This window comes from Zavarzinia marina, assembly GCF_021568905.1.
In the GTDB taxonomy this organism is placed as follows: domain Bacteria; phylum Pseudomonadota; class Alphaproteobacteria; order Zavarziniales; family Zavarziniaceae; genus Zavarzinia; species Zavarzinia marina.
The window spans coordinates 403244-421491 of the sequence record NZ_JAKGSB010000004.1 but is presented as its reverse complement, the minus strand read 5'-3'; the positions used below and the strand labels follow the sequence as shown (position 1 = coordinate 421491).

The window sequence follows — 18248 nt, the reverse complement described above, 5'->3', positions numbered from 1 at the left end:
CTAACGCGGCGGGGCGGCCAGGGGACCGTCCGGCCCGATGCCGGTGAGGGCCGGCAGGGGGGCGTCGGGCGTCTCCTCCGGAACCGTGTCGAAGGCGGCATAGGGTTCGTAGGAGAAGGTGAGCGTGCCGTCGTCGCGGCGCGCCAGCACGGCCCGGGCCCAGGGATCCTCCAGATCACCCCAGCCGAGCGTCCAGGTCAGGGACAGGCGCCCGCCCAGCGGCACCCCCAGGGTTCCATCGAAAAAACGGGCATAGGCTGCGAACTGGCCGGGCGTTCCCTCTGCCGGGCTTCCGTCCGGGGTGCGCGGGCGCAGGCCGGGTTCCAGTCGATAGACGGTCTCCTGATCGAGACGGACGGCGAAGGCGAGGGCATCGCCTTCAGGCGTCGCCGCCAGGGTGGCGACGGGCCAGTCGTGATCGTCGCGCGCCGCCTCGATCCGCTCGCCGAGCCAGGGGGCCAGGGGCACGGCGGGCCAGCGCGCCTTGCCGCTGGCGGCATCGACGGCGCGAAGCTCGGTGCCGCCCGCGACCAATGCCACGGTGTCTTCGCCGAGGAAGGTCAGGGCGTGGATGGGCACGCCCATGTCGTGGTCGGCGCTGCGCACGAAACCGGACCCGGTCCGGGTGAAGACGAAGAGGCGGCGCGCGCCGTCGGTGGTGGCGAAGAGCCGGCCGGAGGGCGAGAAGGCGCCGAGGCGCATTTCGGCGGTCTCCGGCAGGCCGTCGATCGGCGCTTCGGCCAGATCGGCGGTGAAGAGCGAGAGGCCGTGGCGCCCGGTCAGGCCGTAACCCCAGGCGGCGACGGCGGAACAATAGGGCGCCACGGTCCAGCCCTTCACGACGCCGATGAAATCATGTTCGGCGCAGGTGGGCGTGTCGCCGTCCAGGGCGCAGAGGGCGATGCTGCCGCCCGAATTACCGACGGAACTGTAACCGGCGGCATGGCGCTGGCCGTCGCAGGCGAAGATACGCTCGATCCAGGTCGGATAGGGCAGGGGCGGCAGATCCTCGTCCACCGCGCGGGCCAGCAGCGCGTGCTCGATCCCGGCCTGTTCGGTGGACGGCAGCAGGGGCGGGGGCTGGATGAAATCCGACGGGGCCCACATCCGGCCCTCCGGGCGAAGGCGCGGCCAGTCGAAGGGGCGGACCACGCGGTCGAGGCGGGTGAAGCGCCCGGTGACGGCGCCGGGCGTCTCGTCGCCGGTGCAGACCGTTTGGCCGATCCGGGCCATGCCGCCGCGTTCCATCGCCCCGGTCGCGGGATCGAGCCAGGCCTTGAAGCCATAGCTGGCGCCCACGGTCATGCCGATATATTCGCCTTCGAGATAGAGGCGCCGGCCGTCGTCGTCGGACCAGAGGCCGCACAGGCGTTCGCCCTCTTCGAGATCGACATGCCAGGCGGGTTTCAGGGTGACTTTGTCCACGGCCTCCAGCCGGCCGGGCCGGGCCAGCAGGATGCGGTCGCCGAGATCGGCGAAATTCAGGGCTTCCGCGAGCGCGGTCAAACCGTCGCCGCGCTTCAGCCAGGCCTGGCCGCGCCAGGAGACGACGGTGTCGTCGTCCAGTTCCGCCACCGCCGCGGAATAGGGGGTGAGGCGGGCGGTCAGGGCGCGGGCCAGGCGGCGCTGGGCCGGCGTCGCATCGTCGCCCAGGTCCCGGGCTGCGGTCACGAAGCGATCCGTGCCCGCGAAAGTGTCGCCACCGCGCAATTCGGCGAGGCCGCGCGCCGCCTGCGCCTCGAGCGCGCGGTGATGATCCGCCTTGATCCAGAAATGAGCGCCGAGGGCGGCCGCGATGGCGACGCCCGCCGCGCCCGCGCCCAGGGCCAGGCGGCGCTGGCGTTGGCGCCGCGCCTCGCGCCGGACGAGATCATCGAGATCGACGCCCAGCAACCCGGCCAGGATCTTCAGGGTGCCGAGGCGCCAGCCGTCCTTGCCGGGGCGGAAGTCGGCGGCGATCGGCTCCGTCGGTTCGTCGCTCAGGCTGCCGTCTGGGCCGAGGCGAAAGCGCAGCGCCCGCGGGAAGCAGACGTCCGGCTCGTCGCTCAGGATGGCGGCGATGATGCGGCCTTCGCCATGGCGGCGCTTGAATTCCAGGATTTCCTGATCGACCCAGATGGAGCCCGCCGCGCGGGGCGAGCACAATACGATCAGATAGCGCGAGCCCTCGAGCGCCTGGCGGATGGCGCCGCCGAGATCGGCGGAGGTCGGCAATTCCTCGCGGTCGCGGAACACGGGGAAGAGCCGGGCCGGCACTTCGCCGTCGCGGCCTCGCGCGCCGACGAGGCGCCGTGGCGTGCGCCAGGTCTCGATACGGCGGTGGAGCCTTGCGGCAAAGGTCTCGTCGGCGTGGCTGTAGCTGATGAAGGCGGCGTAACGGCGGGGGCTCATGGTGCTGGAATGGGCCGAAAGCGCCGGCCCGTCAATGCACTGGTTCACATCAGCGGCCGAGTTCGCCGAGCCGGGCGGGATCGATCAGGATCACCGCGCCATAGCGCCGCTCGATCAGGCCCGCGCCCTCCAGGCGCTTCAGGGCCTTGTTCACGCTCTGGCGCGACAGGCCGGCGGTGGCGGCCAGATGGTCCTGGTTGACGGTGACGACGGCGCCGGCCACCGGGTCACGGTCGCTTTCGCCGGCGGCCATCATCAGAAGCAGGCGGGCGATCCTGATGTGGCTCGCCTCCGGCGCCACTTCCTCGAGGAAGCGCATGGCGGTGCGCAGGTGGTTCGACAGGATCAGCGCGAAATTGCGCCAGAAGCGCGGTTCCGCCTCGACGATCGCGAAGAAGGCGGGGCTGGGCAGATGCAGCACGCGGGAGCGTTCGACCGCGATGACGCTCTGCAGCCGGGGCTTGCCGTCGAACATGGACACTTCGCCGAACCAGTCGATCGGTTCCGTCAGCCAGGTGCCGACCTCGCGGCCGCTGGTCAGAAAGTTGACGAACTTGAGCCGGCCGGCCACCAGGGCGTAGAGTCCATCGGGTGGATCGCCCATGGCGTAGACATATTCCCCCGGCTGACGCTCGATGAGGCGGGCGCCGGCCAGGACCAGGCGGCGGAAGTCTTCGGGCTGTTCCGCCAGCCAGCCGCGACCGGCCGCCAGGCGGGCGGCGCGTTCCGGGTCCGGCCTGTCGATCTCAGGCCGATCGTGTTTCGGCCGATCGAATTCGGGCCGATCGAATTCGGGCCGGTCGGGTTTGACCATGGGGCCTCGTCCCGCCACTGGATTGTCAACTTGATGACATTCCGCCGCGTGCTTCTCGCGTACAAGGGAAAACGATCACCAACGAAGGTGGGAGGAGAGAAAACATGTCGACCGTGGCTTTGAAGACGTCCGGCCGTTCGATCCGCGAACAGGTCAGCCCCGAGGAATGGCAGACGCGCGTCGATCTCGCCGCCGCCTATCGCCTGGTGGCGCTGCACGGCTGGGACGACCTGATCTTCACCCATATCTCGGCCCGGGTGCCGAATTCGGACCACCACTTCCTGATCAATCCCTACGGCTATCTGTTCGAGGAGATCACGGCGTCGAGCCTGGTGAAGGTGGATCTCGACGGCAACATCTTGATGGAGACGGAAAGCTTCATCAATCCGGCCGGCTATACCATCCATTCCGCCGTCCATGCGGCGCGCGAGGATGCGGGCTGCGTGCTCCATCTCCACACCGATGCCGGCGTCGGCGTGTCCTGCCATGCCCAGGGCCTGATGCCGATCACCCAGAACGCCCTGACGGTGATCGAGGACGTCGCCTATCACGCCTATGAGGGGATCGCCCTCAATCTCGACGAGCGGGAACGGCTCCAGCACGATCTCGGCACCAGGAACATGATGATCCTGCGCAACCACGGCACCATGGCCGTTGGCATGTCGGTCGCCGAGGCCTGGCTGCGCATCTTCACCCTGGAGCGTGCCTGCGCCCAGCAGGTCGCCGCACTCGCGGCGGACAATGTGGTGGAGCCGCCCGAAAGCGTGAAGCAGACGACGATGGAGCAGGGCCGCAACCTCGGCATGCTGGCCCATCTCGCCTGGGGCGCCCTGCTGCGCAAGCTGGATCGCATCGATCCCAGCTTCCGCGACTGACCGGGAAGGACCTGCACCATGCCACATGACGGCGGCACCGAGATCCCCACCGCCCGCTTCCACAGCATGGAAGACGGCACGATGGAGGATTGGGCCAAGATCATCACCTGCGAACTGCCGTTCCAGGCCCAGCAGGCCGACCGCCTGCTCGATCATCTGAAGTTGCTGGACAATGAGGTCGGCGGCTTCGCCGTCGACCGGCTGACCCACAGCCTGCAGTCGGCGACCCGCGCCCATCAGGCGGGCCGGGACGAGGAATATGTCGTCTGCGCCCTGTTCCACGACATGGGCGACATCCTGGGCAGCTACAATCACGCCGACATCGCGGCGGCGGTCCTCAAGCCCTTCGTCTCGGAGCGGAACCACTGGATGGTGGAGAAGCACGGGATCTTCCAGGGGTACTATTTCTTCCACTTCCTCGGTCTCGACCGGGACATGCGGGAGAAGTACCGGGGCCATCCCAACTTCGAATATACGGCGGAATTCTGCGAGAAATTCGACCAGAACTGTTTCGATCCGAATTTCGAATCCATGCCGCTGGAAGCCTTTCGGCCCATGGTGCGGCGGGTAATCTCGCGCCCGCGCAACAGCATCTACATGAAAGGCGAATGAGATCCCGCCCCGGCCGAGGCCGGGGCGGCGGATTTCACGCCGGGATCGCGTCGCCGGCCACCATGGACAGCGGCACGACCCCGGCGAAGACCGGCCAGTCCAGGTCTTCGGCATCGTCGACCGGCGGGCCGGAGCGGGTCTTGGCCACCGCTTCAAGAAGCGGCAGTTCCAGCACCGTGGTCGCCGCCACTTCCTTGGCGGTGACGGGACGCAGCGCATCCCAGCGGCCGGGCGTCAGGCGCTCGGTCAGGGCGCGCAGGGCGGCTTCCTTCTCGTTTGCGCCGGTCACCAGCCGGGCGTGCCCGAAGACCGTGACCGAGCGATAATTCATCGAATGATGGAAGGCGGATTTCGCCAGCACCAGACCGTCCAGCAGGGTGACGGTCAGGCACAGCGGCACGCCCTCGGCCAGGGTCTTCATCAGACGCCCGACCACGGAACCGTGGAGGATCACCACATCGCCGCGCCGGGCGAAGGCGGTCGGCAGCACCACGGGCTGGCCGGCGCTGCCGATGAAGCCGACATGGGCGACCAGGGCTTCGTCCAGGATCGCATGGACCGCGGCATGGTCGTAGGACCCGCGCCTGGGCAGGCGCCGCAGGCGCGTGTTCTCGGTGACGGGAAAAGTCTCGCTATGGGTCATGGCTTGCCTCCTGCCGTCAATCTGTGCCCAACTTGGCCCTGCCGGAAGAGCCATGTTGCCGAATGGGATGGGGCCAAGATGCTGGATGCAATCGCGCGCGGGTTGGACCGGGACGGGGGCCGCCCGCTGGCCGCCCAACTTTATGAAGGCCTGCGGGCGGCGATCCTGGAGGGACGATTGCGCCCCGGCCAGCGCCTGCCGGCCAGCCGCGCGCTCGCCGCCGATCTCGGCCTCGGCCGCAATACGGTGACGGCGGCCCTGGAACGGCTGGCGGCGGACGGCTTCGTCGTGGCGCGGGGCGCGGCCGGAACGCGGGTGGCGGCGCTGGATGCCGCCCTGCTGCGGCCCGCGCCGGTGGCGCCGGCCGGCCGCCTGTCGGACCGGGGGGCCGCGCTTGCCGGTATCGAACGGGGCGCCGGGCGGGCGGATGGCGCCTTCGTGCCCGGCCTGCCCGCGCTCGACGTCTTTCCCGGCGCCCTCTGGTCGCGGCTGATGGCGCGGCGCCTGCGCCAGTCGAGCCGGGCCCTGCTCGGCTTCGAGCATGCGGCGGGCTGGCCGCCGCTGCGCGAGGCGATCGCGCGCCATGTCGCCGCCAGCCGGGGCATCGCCATCGAGCCGGAACGGGTGCTGGTGACGACCGGATCGCAGGGCGCGCTCGACTTCCTCGCCCGGCTGCTGGCGGATGCGGGAGAGCAGGTCTGGATCGAGGATCCGGGCTATCTCGGCGCGCGCGGCGCCTTCACCGCCGCCGGTCTCGACCTCGTGCCGGTGCCCGTGGACGGCGAAGGGATCGTGGTCGCCGCCGGCCTTGCGCGGGCGCCGTCGCCCCGCCTCGTCTATGTCACGCCGTCGCATCAATATCCGACCGGCGTCGCCATGAGCCTGCCGCGCCGGCTGGAACTGCTGCGCGCGGCGGAGGCGGCGGACGCCTGGGTGATCGAGGATGATTACGACGGCGAATTCCGCTTCGAGGGGCCGCCGCTGGCGCCCCTGCACGGTCTCGCGCCGCGCGGGCGTGTGATCCATGTCGGCACCTTCGGCAAGTCCTTCGCGCCGGCGCTGCGGATCGGCTATGCCCTGCTGCCGCCCATGCTGGTCGAACCGGCGGCGATCGCCATCCGCCATACCGGTCAGGTGCCGCCCCTGCTGTTGCAGGCGACCCTGGCGGATTTCATGATGGAAGGGCATTTCGCCGCCCATCTCGGGCGCCTCTCCAGTCTCTATCGCGAACGCCGCGCCGCCCTGATCGCGGCTTGCGAACGGGATCTGTCGGATTACGGCAGCCTGCTGCCGGCGGAGGTCGGCATCCAGCTCGCGTTCCGGCTGGCGGGGATGGACGACGCGGCGGCGGCGCGTGCGGCGCTTCGTGCCGGCATCGTCGCGCCCGCCCTGTCCCGGACGGCACTGGAGACGCGGGACGTTTCGGGGCTGCAACTCGGCTTCGCGGCGGTCGAGGCGGCGGCGATCGGGCCGGCGGTCGCCCGTCTCGCCAGGGCGCTGGCCGATCCCGCGCTCAGGTCACGGGGTTGAGGGCGATGCCGTCCCGGTTCAGGACGGCGTCCAGATTGTCGATGGCGCACATGCCCATGGCGGTCCTCGTCTCGAGGGTGGCGCTGCCGATATGGGGCAGGGCATAGACATTGGGCAGCTCGCGGTAACGCGCGTCGATCCGGGGCTCGCCCCTGAACACGTCGAGCCCGGCGGCGAACAGGCGGCCGCCTTGCAGGGCCTCGATCAGGGCATCGTCGTCGACCAGGTCGCCGCGCGCGCTGTTGACCAGGATCGCGCCTTTTGGCAGCAGGGCCAGGGTCCGGGCGTTGATGATGCCGCGCGTCGCATCGGTCGAGGCGGCGTTCAGGCTCAGGACGTCGGAAACCGCCAGCAGATCCTCGAGCCGCGGGTGATAGCGGGCATCGGCCTCGATCTCGGGCGGGGCCCTTCGGCGGCCGTGGTAGTGGATCTCCATGCCGAAGGCGCGCGCCCGCCGCGCCACCGCCGCCCCGATCCGCCCGAGACCGAGAATGCCGAGCCGGCGCCCGCCGAGATCGAGGCCGAGCAGCCCGGTGGGCGACCAGGGGCCCCAGCGGTCCTCGGCGATCAGGGCCGCCGCCTCCTTCGCCCGGCGGGCGGCGCCCAGCATCAGGAGAAGGGTGAGATCCGCCGTCGCCTCGGTCAGGACGCCGGGGGTATTGGTCACGGCGATGCCGCGCGTCCGCGCGGCTTCCACGTCGATGTGATCGAAGCCGACGGACATGGTGGCGATGACGCGGACACCCGCCGGCAGGGCGGCGAGGGCGGCGCGGTCCAGCTTTTCGGTCAGGGTGACCAGAAGGCCGTCGCAGCCTTCCGCCCGGGCCAGCAGTTCGGGCAGGGGATGGGGTCCGTCACCGGGCGGGCGCCGCGTCGAGAACAGTGCATCCAGCCGCGCCTCGCAGGCGGCGGGCAGGGGGCGGGCGATCAGAACGGTGGCGGAACGGGACATGGTGGTGGCAGTCTGGCAACAGTGCGGATGCGAGAGCAAGTCCAACTGTGGCCGCATTCTTGTCGTGGCATGAAGCATGTCATATTTGCAGGACACCCGATTCGGGTGGGAGGTAACGAGCCGATGTTACGGCGGGCACTGGTCCTGACGACCGCTCTGGTCGCGATTTTCTTCCTGGCACGATGGGCATTCTTCGGGGGCGGCGAGGATGCCGCCGCCGTCGACGCCGCCGCGGGCGGGGAGGTGCCGGCTCTCGTCGAAACCGTGCCCGAGTCCGGCACGCCCCCGTCGGACGGAACGGCGGCCGCAGGAGCCGTCGACGAGCCGGCGGAATCCGATGTCGCGGTGAACGAGGTGCCGGCCGCCGCCGTGGCGCCGAAGCCGGCGCCCGAATCGCCGCCGGCCGCGGAGGCCGCGCCCGAACCCGCGACCGACATCCGCCTTGCCGGCCATCGCGCCGTCTATGATCTCGTCCTCGGGCGCAATCGGCCGGGTTCCGGCGTCGCCGTGGCCGAGGGGCGCATGGTGATCGAATTCGCCGACGTCTGCGACGGCTACACCCTGACCCAGCAGTTGCGCATGCGTCTCGGCGATGGCGAAGGTTCCTATTCGACCACCGATTTCCGGGTCGTGAACTGGGAATCCATGGACGGCAAGCGCTTTCGCTTCTCGACCCGCCACAGTGTCAACGGCGAGGAGGATGAAGCCTATGAAGGCACCGCCGAACTGAAGGACGGCGGTGGCGTGGTGCGTTACACCAGGCCGGAGGAGACGACGGCGAACCTGATCCCCGGCACCGTCTTCCCGACCATGCATACGGTCGACCTGCTGCGCGCGGCGCGGAACGACGAGCGTTTCGTGACCCGCACCCTGTTCGACGGATCGGACGACACCATCGCCAGTCACGTGGTCGGCGTCATCGGCGGTTCCGCCGTCGCCGATCCGCCGCGCCTCGCGGAGGGCAAGGCGGGCGAGATGCTGCGCGGCAGACCGTCCTGGCCCGTGCGCCTCGCCTTCTTCGGCATCGACGACAACGAGGAACTGCCGGAGTATGAGGTCGGTTTCCGCCTCTACGACAACGGCGTCTCGGGCGACATGGAGATGGCCTACGGCGACTTCTCGATCGACGCCCTGCTGACCCGGATCGAGGCCATGCCCCGCCCCGATTGCTGAGGCTTCGGCTCAGGTCGAGGGCCACAGCCAGGCGGCACCGCGGACACCAGACGAATCGCCGAAACGCGCGCGCCGGATCGGCGTGTCGCATCGGTCGGAGAAGACGTGGCGGCCGATCCGCGCCGGCACGGCGTCATGGATCGCATCGATGTTGGACATGCCGCCGCCCAGCACGATCACGTCCGGGTCCAGTACGTTGACCACCGTCGCCAGCGACCGGGCGAGACGCGCGGCGTATCGCGACAGACTTTCCCGCGCCGCCGGTTCCCCGCCCTCGGCCGCCGTCACGATCTCCCGCGTGGTCATGTCGGCGCCGGTCCGCCCGCGATGATCGAGACGGAAGCCGGGCCCCGAAAGGAAAGTCTCGATGCAGCCGTGCTTGCCGCAATAGCAGGCGGGGCCGGGGCGTTCGTCGTCGGCCGGCCAGGGCAGGGGATTGTGGCCCCATTCCCCGGCGATCGCGTTGGGCCCGGACAGCAGGCGCCCATCGACGGCGATGCCGCCGCCGACGCCGGTGCCGAGAATGACGCCGAAGACCGTGCGAAAGCCGGCGCCGGCGCCGTCCGTCGCCTCCGACAGGGTGAAACAATCGGCGTCATTGGCGAGACGGACGGGCCGGCCCAGGACCGTCGCCAGGTCGCCGCGCAGGTCTTCCCCGATCAGTTCCGTGGTATTGGCATTCTTCACCAGGCCGGTCGCGGGCGAGATCGCGCCCGGAATGCCGACGCCGACATGGCCGGCGGCCCCGACGGCTTCGTCCGCCGCCGCGACCAGACCGGCGATGGCGTGAACGAGGGCACGATAGTCGCCGCGCGCCGTCGGCACGCGGCGCCGGAACACTTCGCGGCCGCCGTCGTCCAGGGTGACGATCTCGGTCTTGGTGCCGCCGAGGTCGACACCGTGACGAAAGCCGCTCATCTCACCACCCGATGTCGGCCAGTTCCCGTTCGATCAGGCGCCGCACTTCCGCCCAGTCGTCGACCCGGTGGTGGCAATGCTCGGCCGGGCCGATCAGCCGCGCCAGGCGCGGATCGGCGATGAAATGGACGCGCTGCACGTCGGGCGCCGCCTGGGCGACAGAGGTGTGATTGTGGGGAATGTCGTCCAGGAAGAACACGGGCGCGCGCACGCGGTCCGCCATGTGGCGCACGGCCGGACCCTTCAGGCCGGTATTGGCGACGATCGGATAGGGCATGCCGGCCAGCGCCAGCGCCTTCTCCCGCGCCCCGCGCGACGAATCCGGCAGGTTCGAGAGGACCACCACCTGGGCCCGCTCGGCCAGGGCGGCCAGGGCTTCGGCGGCGCCGGGCACCGGGGTCATGGTCTCGGTGCGTTCGCGGAAGAAGCCGTCGAGAAGGGCCTTCGCCTCTTCGACCGGGGCCATGTCCTCGGTGTCGGCGCGGCGGATGTTGCCGACCAGGGCGAAGGACGACAGATCGAGATAGAAGCCGTTGTCCTCGAGATAGGCCTCGAAACCCTGGACGAAGAGGAACAGCACCTCGTCCGCGTCGGTGATGACCAGGGGCCGGCCCTCCAGAAGCTCGAGCGCGTCGAGCTGGGGCATGACGGCGTCGTGGATGCGCGGCGTCTCGCTGCTCATTGGATCGTCCCGCGCCCTTCGACATAGGCGCCCGACAGGGTCAGGCGGGCCCGCATCGGCTCTTCCGGGTCGAGACCGGCGGCGGCGGCGAAATCCAGCACGCGCGCCTCGTCGCCCAGGATGAAGTCCAGAATCCCGCCCAATTGCGCGGGATCGGCGGCTGAAATTCGCAGCTCGGTTGAATCCATGCCCGAGTCCGCCATGAAGCGATGCAGCAGGTCCTCGTCACCCGCGATATGGGCAAGAGCAAGCAGGGCGATGGTTTCCGCCCGGTCTGTTTTCATGGCCATTTACCTCTTTTACACCCCTGATCGGACTTCGCTTCACGGCGGATTCATTGTAGTGCTATGGAGCCCTGCGGAGGGGTGACGGATGGTCCCGAAAGCGGGATGTCGGTGTCAACATGATGGGCGGCCGGCCCCCGGGTCAACGCCGAGTTTTAGGAGCGCGTGTTCGGTGTCGCGTTTCTTCGAATGGCCCGGCTCGGCTGGGCAGCCTACGGGGCGGGGATGACAGCCAAAGTACTCGTGGTCGACGACGTCCATGTCATCCGGAAAGTGCTCGAGGCCAAGCTCGTCGCGGAATTCTTCGAAGTCGCCCTGGCCGGCAGCGGACAGGAAGCCCTGGAAAAGGCCCGGACCGAAAATCCCGACATCATCCTGCTCGACGTCATGATGCCGGACATCGACGGCTTCGAGGTCTGCCGCCGTCTCAAGGCCGACCCTCTGACCAGTCACATTCCGGTGGTGATGATCACCGGCCTCGACCACCCGTCGGACCGGATCGCCGGGCTCAAGGCCGGCGCCGACGATTTCCTGACCAAGCCGACGAACGACGTCGCGCTCTTCGCCCGCGTGCGCAATCTCGTGCGGCTGAAGACCATGTTCGACGAATTGCGCCTGCGCGAGGTGACGGGTCTGTCCCTCGGCCTCGTCTCGCTGTCCGATCAGGCGCGGGACGCGGCGGCGATCGCCGGTGCCCCGATCCTGGTGGTCGAGGATGACCCGGCCTCCGTCGACGCGCTCAAGCCGATCCTGTCGAACCATTCGGGGCTGCGCGTCGTCGGCGACGAGGCGGCGGCCCGTCAGGCGGTCACCGAGGCGGATTGGGATCTGGTCGTCGTCAGCCTGGCCCTGCCGGGTCAGCAGGGGCTGCGCCTCTGCGCCTTTCTGCGCGCCTCCGAACGGCTGCGACAGGTGCCGGTGCTGGTTCTGTCGAAGGGCGGCGACGACCGCTCGCTGTTGCGCGCCCTCGATCTCGGTGTGAACGACTATGTCACGAAGCCGATCGACAAGGCGGAACTGCAGGCGCGGGTGAATTCCCAGCTGCGCCGCAAGATCTATCAGGACCGCTTGCGCGCGACCATGCAGAAGACCGCCGAAATGGCGCTGATCGACCCGCTGACCGGGCTCTACAACCGGCGTTATCTCGAGAACCATCTGTCGGCGCGCATGGATCAGGACCGGGGCGGCGAGCGTCGCAGCACCGTCCTCATGCTGCTCGACCTCGATCACTTCAAGTCGATCAACGACACCTATGGCCATGCCGCCGGCGATGCCGTGCTGAAGCAGTTCGCCCATCGCATCCGGATGAACGTGCGCGGCGTCGATCTGGCGGCGCGCTACGGCGGCGAGGAATTCATCGTCGTCATGCCCGAGACCATGGCCGACGAGGCACGCATGATCGCGGATCGCCTGGTGCGCGTGACGGCGCAGGAGCCCTTCCACATCGGCGACGGGCGGGAAATTTCGGTCACGGTCTCCGCGGGCGTCGCCCAGATCGCCGAGGGCGAGCGCCCCGGGGAGGTCATCCGGCGGGCCGACGAGGCGCTCTACCGCTCGAAGGCGGAGGGGCGCAACCGGGTCACCATGACATGACGGGCGTCGCCCCATGACCAGCTCGCGGAAGACCGGCGATGCGGTTTTCCCGGTCGAGGTTCCGGGCCTCGACGCCCAGGGCATCGAGGACGTGCGGCGTCTGCTCGACCTTCTCGACGTCATCGCCGTAGAGCGTCAGCGCCTGCATGGCGGCGACGAACAGGGCGCCGTGATGCGCCTTCTCGTCCGGCAACTGCTGGACGGTGATGCGTCGGGCATGCCCTTGCTGCGCCTCTCGCGCCTGACCGGCATCCCGCGCGAGACCCTGCGGCGCAAGATCGGCACCTTGCTGAACCGGGGCTATCTGGTCCAGGACGAGGCCGGGCGCTATCACGCCGGCGCCGCCTATTTCAGGGACAGTGTCGCCGCGCGCCAGCGCACCGCCTTCGCCATCCGCTCCCTGCTGTCCGACGATCCGACCTGAGACCCCCTCCCGGATCTGGCCTCCCGGATCTGGCCTCCCGGATCTGGCCTCCCGGATCTGGCCTCCCGGCCTCGGCCCCTGCCCGGATCGGGCATTGCCGCCGCGTCCGGCGCCGTGAAATCCTGCCGCGACCAAGGATCCCCGGCATGAACCGGGGCGGCGGGAGGAAAAGGATGAAGGGCATGCTGAGAAGGATCGGCTGCGGTCTGGCCGCGACCGTGCTGTGGTCGGCGGGGGCGATGGGCGAGGGCGGGGGCCCGGCGGGCGGCGCCACGGCACCGAAACCCGCGACGGAAAGCACCGTCGCCGCCAATGCGGCCGTGGCCGCCACCCTGCCCGTCGACGACAGGCGCGACGAGGATTTCGCCGGCCGGGGCTTCATCGCCACCATGTCCGACCCCGTGATCAAGAGCGCGGACGGCCGCGTGGTCTGGGATTTCAGCGCCTACGACTTCCTGAAGCAGCCGGCGCCGCCGACGGTGAATCCCAGCCTGTGGCGCACCGCCGCGATCCTGGCGCGCCACGGCCTGTTCAAGGTCGCCGACCACATCTACCAGGTGCGCGGCTTCGACATTTCCAACATCACCTTCATCGAGGGCGAGACCGGCTGGATCGTCATCGACCCCCTGCTGTCGACCGAAATGGCCTCGGCCGCCTATGACCTGGTCTCGTCGAAGCTGGGCCTGAAGCCGATCCACGCCGTCATCTATACCCACAGCCATGCCGATCACTACGGCGGCGTGCGCGGCGTCGTCGAACAGGCGGACGTCGATTCCGGCAAGGTGAAGATCATCGCACCCGAGGGCTTCACCGAGCATGCGGTCAGCGAGAACGTCATCGCGGGCAACGCCATGGGCCGGCGCGCCACCTTCATGTTCGGCACCCTGCTGCCCAAGGGGCCTGAAGGGCAGCTTTCGACCGGCATCGGCCCGGCGCTCTCGGCCGGCACGGTCACCCTGATTCCGCCGACCGACAGTATCACCGAGACCGGCCAGACCATGGTGATCGACGGCGTCACCCTGGAATTCCAGATGACGCCGGGCACCGAGGCCCCGGCGGAGATGAACATCTTCCTGCCACAGTGGAACGCGCTCTGCCTCGCCGAGAACGCCAACGGCTCCATGCACAACGTGCTGACGCTCCGCGGCGCCCTGGTGCGCGATGCCAAGGCCTGGGCCGACTATCTGGGCGAATCCGCGCGTCTCTTCGCCGACCGCACGGACGTGATGTTCACCAGCCATTTCTGGCCGCGCTGGGGCCGCGACGAGATCAAGGACTACATCACCAAGCACCGCGACGCCTATCGTTATCTCCACAACGAGACGGTGCGCCTGATGAACGAAGGCTATACCGGCGAGGAGATCGCGGAGCGCATCGCCCTGCCGCCGGTGCTGGCTCGCGAATGGTACAACAAGGGTTACTACGGGACCATGAGCCACAATTCGAAGGCGGTCTATCAGCGCTACATGGGCTGGTACGACGGCAATCCGTCGTCGCTCAATCCCCTGCCGCCCGAGGAGGCGGCGAAACACTACGTCGAAGCCTTCGGCGGCGCCGATGCCGTCGTGGAGAAGGCGCGCGTCGCCTTCGCCGCCGGCGACTACCGCTGGGTGGCGGAAATCCTGAAGCATGTCGTCTTCGCCGAGCCGGAACACGCGGCCGCGCGCGAACTGCTGGCCGATGCCTACGAGCAGATGGGCTATCAGGCGGAAAGCGCGCCCTGGCGCAACATCTATCTCTCGGGGGCGGCGGAACTCCGCTCGGGCCAGCGCATACCGCTGCCGCGTTCGGTCGCCATCGACACGGTGCGCGCCATGGACACGGCCCTGCTGTTCGACCTGATGGCGGTGATGGTCGATCCCGCGAAGGCCGCGGACAAGGCGCTGACCGTCAATCTCGTCTTCCCGGACCGGGACGAGGCTTTCGCCCTGACGCTGGCCAACAGCGTGCTCGGCCATGAGACGGGCACGAAGGACGGGGCGGCCGCGACCCTGACGGCGAACCGCGCGGCTTTCCTCATGGTGATGTCGGGCATGGCGAAGATGCCGGACATGATCGCCGCGGAAGCGATCAAGATCGAGGGCGATCCCCAGGCGGTCGCGGCGATCTTCGGCGCCCTGAAGCGCCCGTCGGCCGATTTCGCGATCGTGACGCCGTAAATCAGACGATGGCCTGGATCAGCGGATGCTGATCCAGGTCGACTTCAGTTGCGTGTATTTCTCCATGGCGTGGAGCGAGCGGTCGCGCCCGAAGCCCGACTGCTTGAAGCCGCCGAACGGCATGGTGATATCGTCCTCGTCCCAGCCGTTGACCCAGACGAGGCCGGAGCGCAGCGCCCTGGCGGCACCCATGGCCTTGTCGATGTCCTTGGTCCAGATCGCGGCGGCCAGGCCGTAGATCGTGTCGTTGCCGATCCGGATCGCCTCGTCGAGGCCGTTGAAGGTGAGGGTCGAGAGCACCGGGCCGAAGATCTCCTCCTGGGCGATCCTCGCGTGGGGCCGGACCTTGTCGAAGATCGTCGGCTCGACATAGAAGCCGCCGCTGTTGAGGCGCGCGCGCTGGCCGCCCAGGATCACTTCGCCGCCGTCGTCCTTGCCGGTCTCGATATAGGACAGCACCCGTTCCATCTGCTGCTCGTCGACCATGGCGCCCATCTTGGTCGCGGGATCGAGCGGGTTGCCCGGCTGGATGCCGGCCGCGACCTTGGCCAGCTTCTCGAGGAATTCCTCCTTGATCGGTTCCTCGACCAGGAGGCGGGAGCCGGCGGTGCAGACTTCGCCCTGATTGTAGAAGATGCCCCAGGCCGCCTTGGTCGCGGCGAGGTCGAGGTCGGCGCAGTCGGCCATGACGATGTGGGGCGACTTGCCGCCGCACTCCAGGCTGACCGCCTTCATGTTCGAGCGCCCGGAATATTCCAGGAAATATTTCCCGACCTGGGTCGAGCCGGTGAAGGTGAGGGCGTCGACGTCCATGTGAAGGCCGATCGCGGCCCCCGCCGTCTCGCCGAAGCCCGGCACCACATTGAGGACGCCGGCGGGCAGGCCGGCCTCGATGGCGAGTTCCGCGAGGCGGAGCGCGGTCAGCGGGCTCTGTTCCGCCGGCTTCAGGACGACGGAATTGCCGGTGGCGAGCGCGGGGCCCAGCTTCCAGCAGGTCATCAGCAGGGGAAAGTTCCAGGGCACCACGGCGCCGACGACGCCGACCGGCTCGCGGGTAATCAGGCCGATCGCATTGTGGGCGGTCGGCGCGATCTCGTCATAGACCTTGTCGATCGCCTCGGCGTACCACTGGATCGTATTGGCGGAACCGGGCACGTCCACGCCCAGGGAATCGCCGATGGGCTTGCCCATGTCGAGGGTCTCGAGCAGCGCCAGTTCCTCGGCGTGGCGGCGCATCAGCTCGGCGAATTTCAGCAGGATTTTCTTCCGCCCGCGCGGCGCCATGCGCGACCAGGCGCCGGAGTCGAACACGCGGCGCGCCGAGGCCACGGCGACATCGACGTCGTCCGCCTCGCAGGCGGCGACATGGGTCAGCACACGGCCGTCGGTCGGCGAGATGCAGGGGAAGGTCTTGCCCGAGACGGCGGGCACGAAGCGGCCGTCGATGAAGGCGAGATGGCGGAAGTCGAGCGCGCCGGCGCGGGCTTCCCATTGATCGAGGGTCTGGGGACCGCGAGATTGGGAGGCAGCCATCCGCATTTCTCCGTTCGAAACAGCAATGGCGGCACCTTAAGGGCCGCCATTGGCGCGAACAAGCAGGCTGGCTGCGGATCAGATGCGCGAAATGCGCCTTACTTGATCTTGGCTTCCTTGAACTCGACGTGCTTGCGCACGACCGGGTCGTACTTCTTGAACGACAGCTTCTCGGTCTTGGTGCGCGGGTTCTTCTTGGTGACGTAGAAGTACCCGGTCTCCGCGGTGCTGACGAGCTTGATCTTCAGCGTGGTCGGCTTTGCCATGACAGACTCCAACAGGCGCGGCAGGCGCGCCTCGAAAAAATGAACCGCGAACATACTCGGGCGCGGCCGCTTGTCAAGTTCGGCTTAGGCGGGCAGGCGGCGCAAAAACGTATGAGGACCGCGATAGGACAGGGTCAGCACGCCGTCCGGCCCGCCGGCCCGCCGCGTCAGCGCCTCGTCCAGCATGATTTCGGTGACGTCCATCAGGGGCAGGGCGCGGGCGCGGGCCAGCGGCAGCCAGTGCAATTCGGTGAATTCGCCATTGGTGACCAGCGGCGCCCCGCGCAATGCATCGCCGGCATGGGCGATGAAGAAACGGGCGTCGAAGCGGATCGGGCTGTTGCTCGGCGTGATCGCCCGGCCGAGCGGGCTGAGCCGGTCGGCCGGCACCGTCAGCCCCGTCTCCTCGAAGGTTTCGCGCACGGCGGCGGCGCGGAAACAGCAGGCGTGGCGGCCGTCGCCGGCATCGACCCTGCCGCCGGGAAAGACCCAGGCGTCGGGGGCGAAGCGGCTGCGCGGCGGGCGCCGGCCCATCAGTACGCTGTCGTCCGGCCCGATCAGGATCAGGCTGGCGGCCGGGCGGGCGCGGACGCGCGGCGCCTTGGGCTCAACCGTCATAATCGACGATCCGGCGGCCGTGGCGGTACGAAAAGGCGGGGATGCGCCGGTCGGCGCCGGACAGGCGCTGTTCGATCACGCCGAGCACGACGCCGGTGATGCGCGGCAGGTCCAGGCGCCGGGCGTCGGCCAGGGGCACCCAGGCGACTTCGGTCAGCTCGGGAGAGGGGCGGGCCTCGCCCAGGGCCGCCTCGGCCGGCGCCAGGAAGAAGCGCGCATTGAAGCGCATCGGGCGATAGGGCGGGGTGACGGCGCGGGCGACGAATTCCAATACGTCCAGTGCCGGTACCAGTCCCGCCGCGCCGAAGGCGTCGAGCGGCCCGCCGGCGAGACGCGGCGCCCTCGGATCGGCCGCGCCGATCATCAGCCCCGTCTCCTCGAAGGTTTCGCGCACGGCGGCGACGCCGAGACCATGGGCCCGGCGCGGCGGCGCGGCCCGGCCGAGCGCGGCGGCGACCGCCGGCGAAAGTGGCGTCGCCGGTGCATGGAGATCGCCCCGGTCCAGGCGACCGCCCGGGAAGACCCATTGGCCGGGCATGAAGCGATGACCTTCATGGCGCCGTCCCATCAACAGCTCGACGCCGCCCGGGCCGGCGCGGTGCAGGATCAGGGTGGCGGCATCGCGGGGGCGGACGGCGCGGGACAGGCCCTTCCGTTCGCCCGGGGTCGGGTCATTGAAGGTCGCGGACTCGGACGGGGGGACGGCATCGGACATGGCGCCATCCTGCCCCGCGGCGCGGGCGCCGCAAAGCCCCGAGAGCGGTGCCCGCGTCGCAAAGGC

The 18248-nt window shown here is 69.2% G+C and carries 18 protein-coding genes; 7 read left to right on the top strand and 11 right to left on the bottom strand.

The window, feature by feature from the left end:
- Entirely contained in the window at nt 1–2439 is a 2439-nt protein-coding gene (locus tag L2U69_RS13380) for a toll/interleukin-1 receptor domain-containing protein (protein ID WP_236107611.1), read from the bottom strand.
- Between the two features lies 1 nt (nt 2440).
- A complete protein-coding gene (locus L2U69_RS13375) occupies nt 2441–3205 on the bottom strand; it encodes a Crp/Fnr family transcriptional regulator (protein WP_236107610.1) in 765 nt (254 codons plus the stop codon).
- Nucleotides 3206–3309: 104 nt separating this feature from the next.
- On the opposite strand from L2U69_RS13375, the gene L2U69_RS13370 reads away from it, so the two are divergent.
- Together L2U69_RS13370 and L2U69_RS13365 are read left to right on the top strand one after the other, a co-directional pair.
- Nucleotides 3310–4080 (top strand): class II aldolase/adducin family protein, encoded by a 771-nt coding sequence (locus L2U69_RS13370; RefSeq protein ID WP_236107609.1) that lies wholly within the window; start codon nt 3310–3312, stop codon nt 4078–4080.
- An 18-nt stretch (nt 4081–4098) separates the two neighbouring features.
- Nucleotides 4099–4692: an HD domain-containing protein gene (locus tag L2U69_RS13365; RefSeq protein WP_236107608.1), complete on the top strand. Its 594-nt coding sequence runs from the start codon at nt 4099–4101 to the stop codon at nt 4690–4692.
- A 34-nt stretch (nt 4693–4726) separates the two neighbouring features.
- Here the strand turns inward: L2U69_RS13365 and L2U69_RS13360 are convergent, their stop codons facing one another.
- Complete coding sequence (locus L2U69_RS13360) at nt 4727–5335, bottom strand: pyridoxamine 5'-phosphate oxidase family protein (protein ID WP_236107607.1); 609 nt, start codon at nt 5333–5335, stop codon at nt 4727–4729.
- 78 nt (nt 5336–5413) lie between these two features.
- Between L2U69_RS13360 and pdxR the strand changes: the two genes are divergently transcribed.
- A complete protein-coding gene (gene pdxR / locus L2U69_RS13355) occupies nt 5414–6865 on the top strand; it encodes a MocR-like pyridoxine biosynthesis transcription factor PdxR (protein ID WP_236107606.1) in 1452 nt (483 codons plus the stop codon).
- Here the strand turns inward: pdxR and L2U69_RS13350 are convergent.
- The gene (locus L2U69_RS13350; protein ID WP_236107605.1) at nt 6849–7817 is read right to left on the bottom strand and encodes a 2-hydroxyacid dehydrogenase; all 969 of its coding nucleotides are present in this window, start codon (nt 7815–7817) and stop codon (nt 6849–6851) included. The two genes, pdxR and L2U69_RS13350, sit on opposite strands and share 17 nt — an antisense overlap.
- Before the next feature lie 123 nt (nt 7818–7940).
- On the opposite strand from L2U69_RS13350, the gene L2U69_RS13345 reads away from it, so the two are divergent.
- Complete coding sequence (locus L2U69_RS13345) at nt 7941–8990, top strand: cell envelope integrity EipB family protein (RefSeq protein WP_236107604.1); 1050 nt, start codon at nt 7941–7943, stop codon at nt 8988–8990.
- Nucleotides 8991–8999: 9 nt separating this feature from the next.
- Here the strand turns inward: L2U69_RS13345 and L2U69_RS13340 are convergent, their stop codons facing one another.
- Genes L2U69_RS13340 through L2U69_RS13330 form a run of 3 tightly spaced genes read right to left on the bottom strand, consistent with a single transcriptional unit; the run spans nt 9000 to nt 10880 of the window.
- On the bottom strand, nt 9000–9908 hold the full coding sequence (locus L2U69_RS13340) for an ROK family protein (protein WP_236107603.1): 909 nt from the start codon (nt 9906–9908) through the stop codon (nt 9000–9002).
- A gap of 1 nt (nt 9909) precedes the next feature.
- On the bottom strand, nt 9910–10590 hold the full coding sequence (locus tag L2U69_RS13335) for a hypothetical protein (RefSeq protein ID WP_236107602.1): 681 nt from the start codon (nt 10588–10590) through the stop codon (nt 9910–9912).
- Nucleotides 10587–10880 (bottom strand): DUF3572 domain-containing protein, encoded by a 294-nt coding sequence (locus L2U69_RS13330; RefSeq protein ID WP_236107601.1) that lies wholly within the window; start codon nt 10878–10880, stop codon nt 10587–10589. Before L2U69_RS13330 ends, L2U69_RS13335 begins: the two co-directional genes overlap by 4 nt.
- A gap of 219 nt (nt 10881–11099) precedes the next feature.
- Here L2U69_RS13330 and L2U69_RS13325 point away from each other — a divergent pair, with 219 nt between their 5' ends.
- The 3 genes from L2U69_RS13325 to L2U69_RS13315 all read left to right on the top strand — a co-directional run bounded on the left by L2U69_RS13325 (nt 11100) and on the right by L2U69_RS13315 (nt 15050).
- The gene (locus L2U69_RS13325) at nt 11100–12467 is read left to right on the top strand and encodes a PleD family two-component system response regulator (RefSeq protein WP_236107600.1); all 1368 of its coding nucleotides are present in this window, start codon (nt 11100–11102) and stop codon (nt 12465–12467) included.
- Between the two features lie 13 nt (nt 12468–12480).
- Nucleotides 12481–12891, top strand: coding sequence for a helix-turn-helix domain-containing protein (locus tag L2U69_RS13320; RefSeq protein ID WP_236107599.1), 411 nt, complete (start codon nt 12481–12483; stop codon nt 12889–12891).
- Between the two features lie 182 nt (nt 12892–13073).
- Entirely contained in the window at nt 13074–15050 is a 1977-nt protein-coding gene (locus L2U69_RS13315; protein WP_236107598.1) for an alkyl/aryl-sulfatase, read from the top strand.
- Nucleotides 15051–15068: 18 nt separating this feature from the next.
- On the opposite strand, the gene L2U69_RS13310 is transcribed toward L2U69_RS13315, so the two are convergent.
- The 4 genes from L2U69_RS13310 to L2U69_RS13295 form a co-directional block, all read right to left on the bottom strand.
- Nucleotides 15069–16583: an aldehyde dehydrogenase gene (locus tag L2U69_RS13310; protein ID WP_236107597.1), complete on the bottom strand. Its 1515-nt coding sequence runs from the start codon at nt 16581–16583 to the stop codon at nt 15069–15071.
- 98 nt (nt 16584–16681) lie between these two features.
- Nucleotides 16682–16849: a 50S ribosomal protein L33 gene (gene rpmG / locus L2U69_RS13305; protein WP_236107596.1), complete on the bottom strand. Its 168-nt coding sequence runs from the start codon at nt 16847–16849 to the stop codon at nt 16682–16684.
- Nucleotides 16850–16933: 84 nt separating this feature from the next.
- A complete protein-coding gene (locus L2U69_RS13300) occupies nt 16934–17467 on the bottom strand; it encodes an NUDIX hydrolase (RefSeq protein WP_236107595.1) in 534 nt (177 codons plus the stop codon).
- Complete coding sequence (locus L2U69_RS13295) at nt 17457–18182, bottom strand: NUDIX hydrolase (protein ID WP_236107594.1); 726 nt, start codon at nt 18180–18182, stop codon at nt 17457–17459. The genes L2U69_RS13300 and L2U69_RS13295 overlap by 11 nt, the downstream gene beginning before the upstream one ends.
- Nucleotides 18183–18248 lie beyond the last annotated feature (66 nt).

Bases quoted from the DNA above. Each gene is read 5' to 3' on its own strand.
- L2U69_RS13375 (WP_236107610.1), bottom strand. From the start codon at position 3,205: ATGGTCAAACCCGACCGGCCCGAATTCGATCGGCCCGAATTCGATCGG.
- L2U69_RS13370 (WP_236107609.1), top strand. From the start codon at position 3,310: ATGTCGACCGTGGCTTTGAAGACGTCCGGCCGTTCGATCCGCGAACAG.
- L2U69_RS13365 (WP_236107608.1), top strand. From the start codon at position 4,099: ATGCCACATGACGGCGGCACCGAGATCCCCACCGCCCGCTTCCACAGC.
- L2U69_RS13360 (WP_236107607.1), bottom strand. From the start codon at position 5,335: ATGACCCATAGCGAGACTTTTCCCGTCACCGAGAACACGCGCCTGCGG.
- pdxR (WP_236107606.1), top strand. From the start codon at position 5,414: ATGCTGGATGCAATCGCGCGCGGGTTGGACCGGGACGGGGGCCGCCCG.
- L2U69_RS13350 (WP_236107605.1), bottom strand. From the start codon at position 7,817: ATGTCCCGTTCCGCCACCGTTCTGATCGCCCGCCCCCTGCCCGCCGCC.
- L2U69_RS13345 (WP_236107604.1), top strand. From the start codon at position 7,941: ATGTTACGGCGGGCACTGGTCCTGACGACCGCTCTGGTCGCGATTTTC.
- L2U69_RS13340 (WP_236107603.1), bottom strand. From the start codon at position 9,908: ATGAGCGGCTTTCGTCACGGTGTCGACCTCGGCGGCACCAAGACCGAG.
- L2U69_RS13335 (WP_236107602.1), bottom strand. From the start codon at position 10,590: ATGAGCAGCGAGACGCCGCGCATCCACGACGCCGTCATGCCCCAGCTC.
- L2U69_RS13330 (WP_236107601.1), bottom strand. From the start codon at position 10,880: ATGGCCATGAAAACAGACCGGGCGGAAACCATCGCCCTGCTTGCTCTT.
- L2U69_RS13325 (WP_236107600.1), top strand. From the start codon at position 11,100: ATGACAGCCAAAGTACTCGTGGTCGACGACGTCCATGTCATCCGGAAA.
- L2U69_RS13320 (WP_236107599.1), top strand. From the start codon at position 12,481: ATGACCAGCTCGCGGAAGACCGGCGATGCGGTTTTCCCGGTCGAGGTT.
- L2U69_RS13315 (WP_236107598.1), top strand. From the start codon at position 13,074: ATGCTGAGAAGGATCGGCTGCGGTCTGGCCGCGACCGTGCTGTGGTCG.
- L2U69_RS13310 (WP_236107597.1), bottom strand. From the start codon at position 16,583: ATGGCTGCCTCCCAATCTCGCGGTCCCCAGACCCTCGATCAATGGGAA.
- rpmG (WP_236107596.1), bottom strand. From the start codon at position 16,849: ATGGCAAAGCCGACCACGCTGAAGATCAAGCTCGTCAGCACCGCGGAG.
- L2U69_RS13300 (WP_236107595.1), bottom strand. From the start codon at position 17,467: ATGACGGTTGAGCCCAAGGCGCCGCGCGTCCGCGCCCGCCCGGCCGCC.
- L2U69_RS13295 (WP_236107594.1), bottom strand. From the start codon at position 18,182: ATGTCCGATGCCGTCCCCCCGTCCGAGTCCGCGACCTTCAATGACCCG.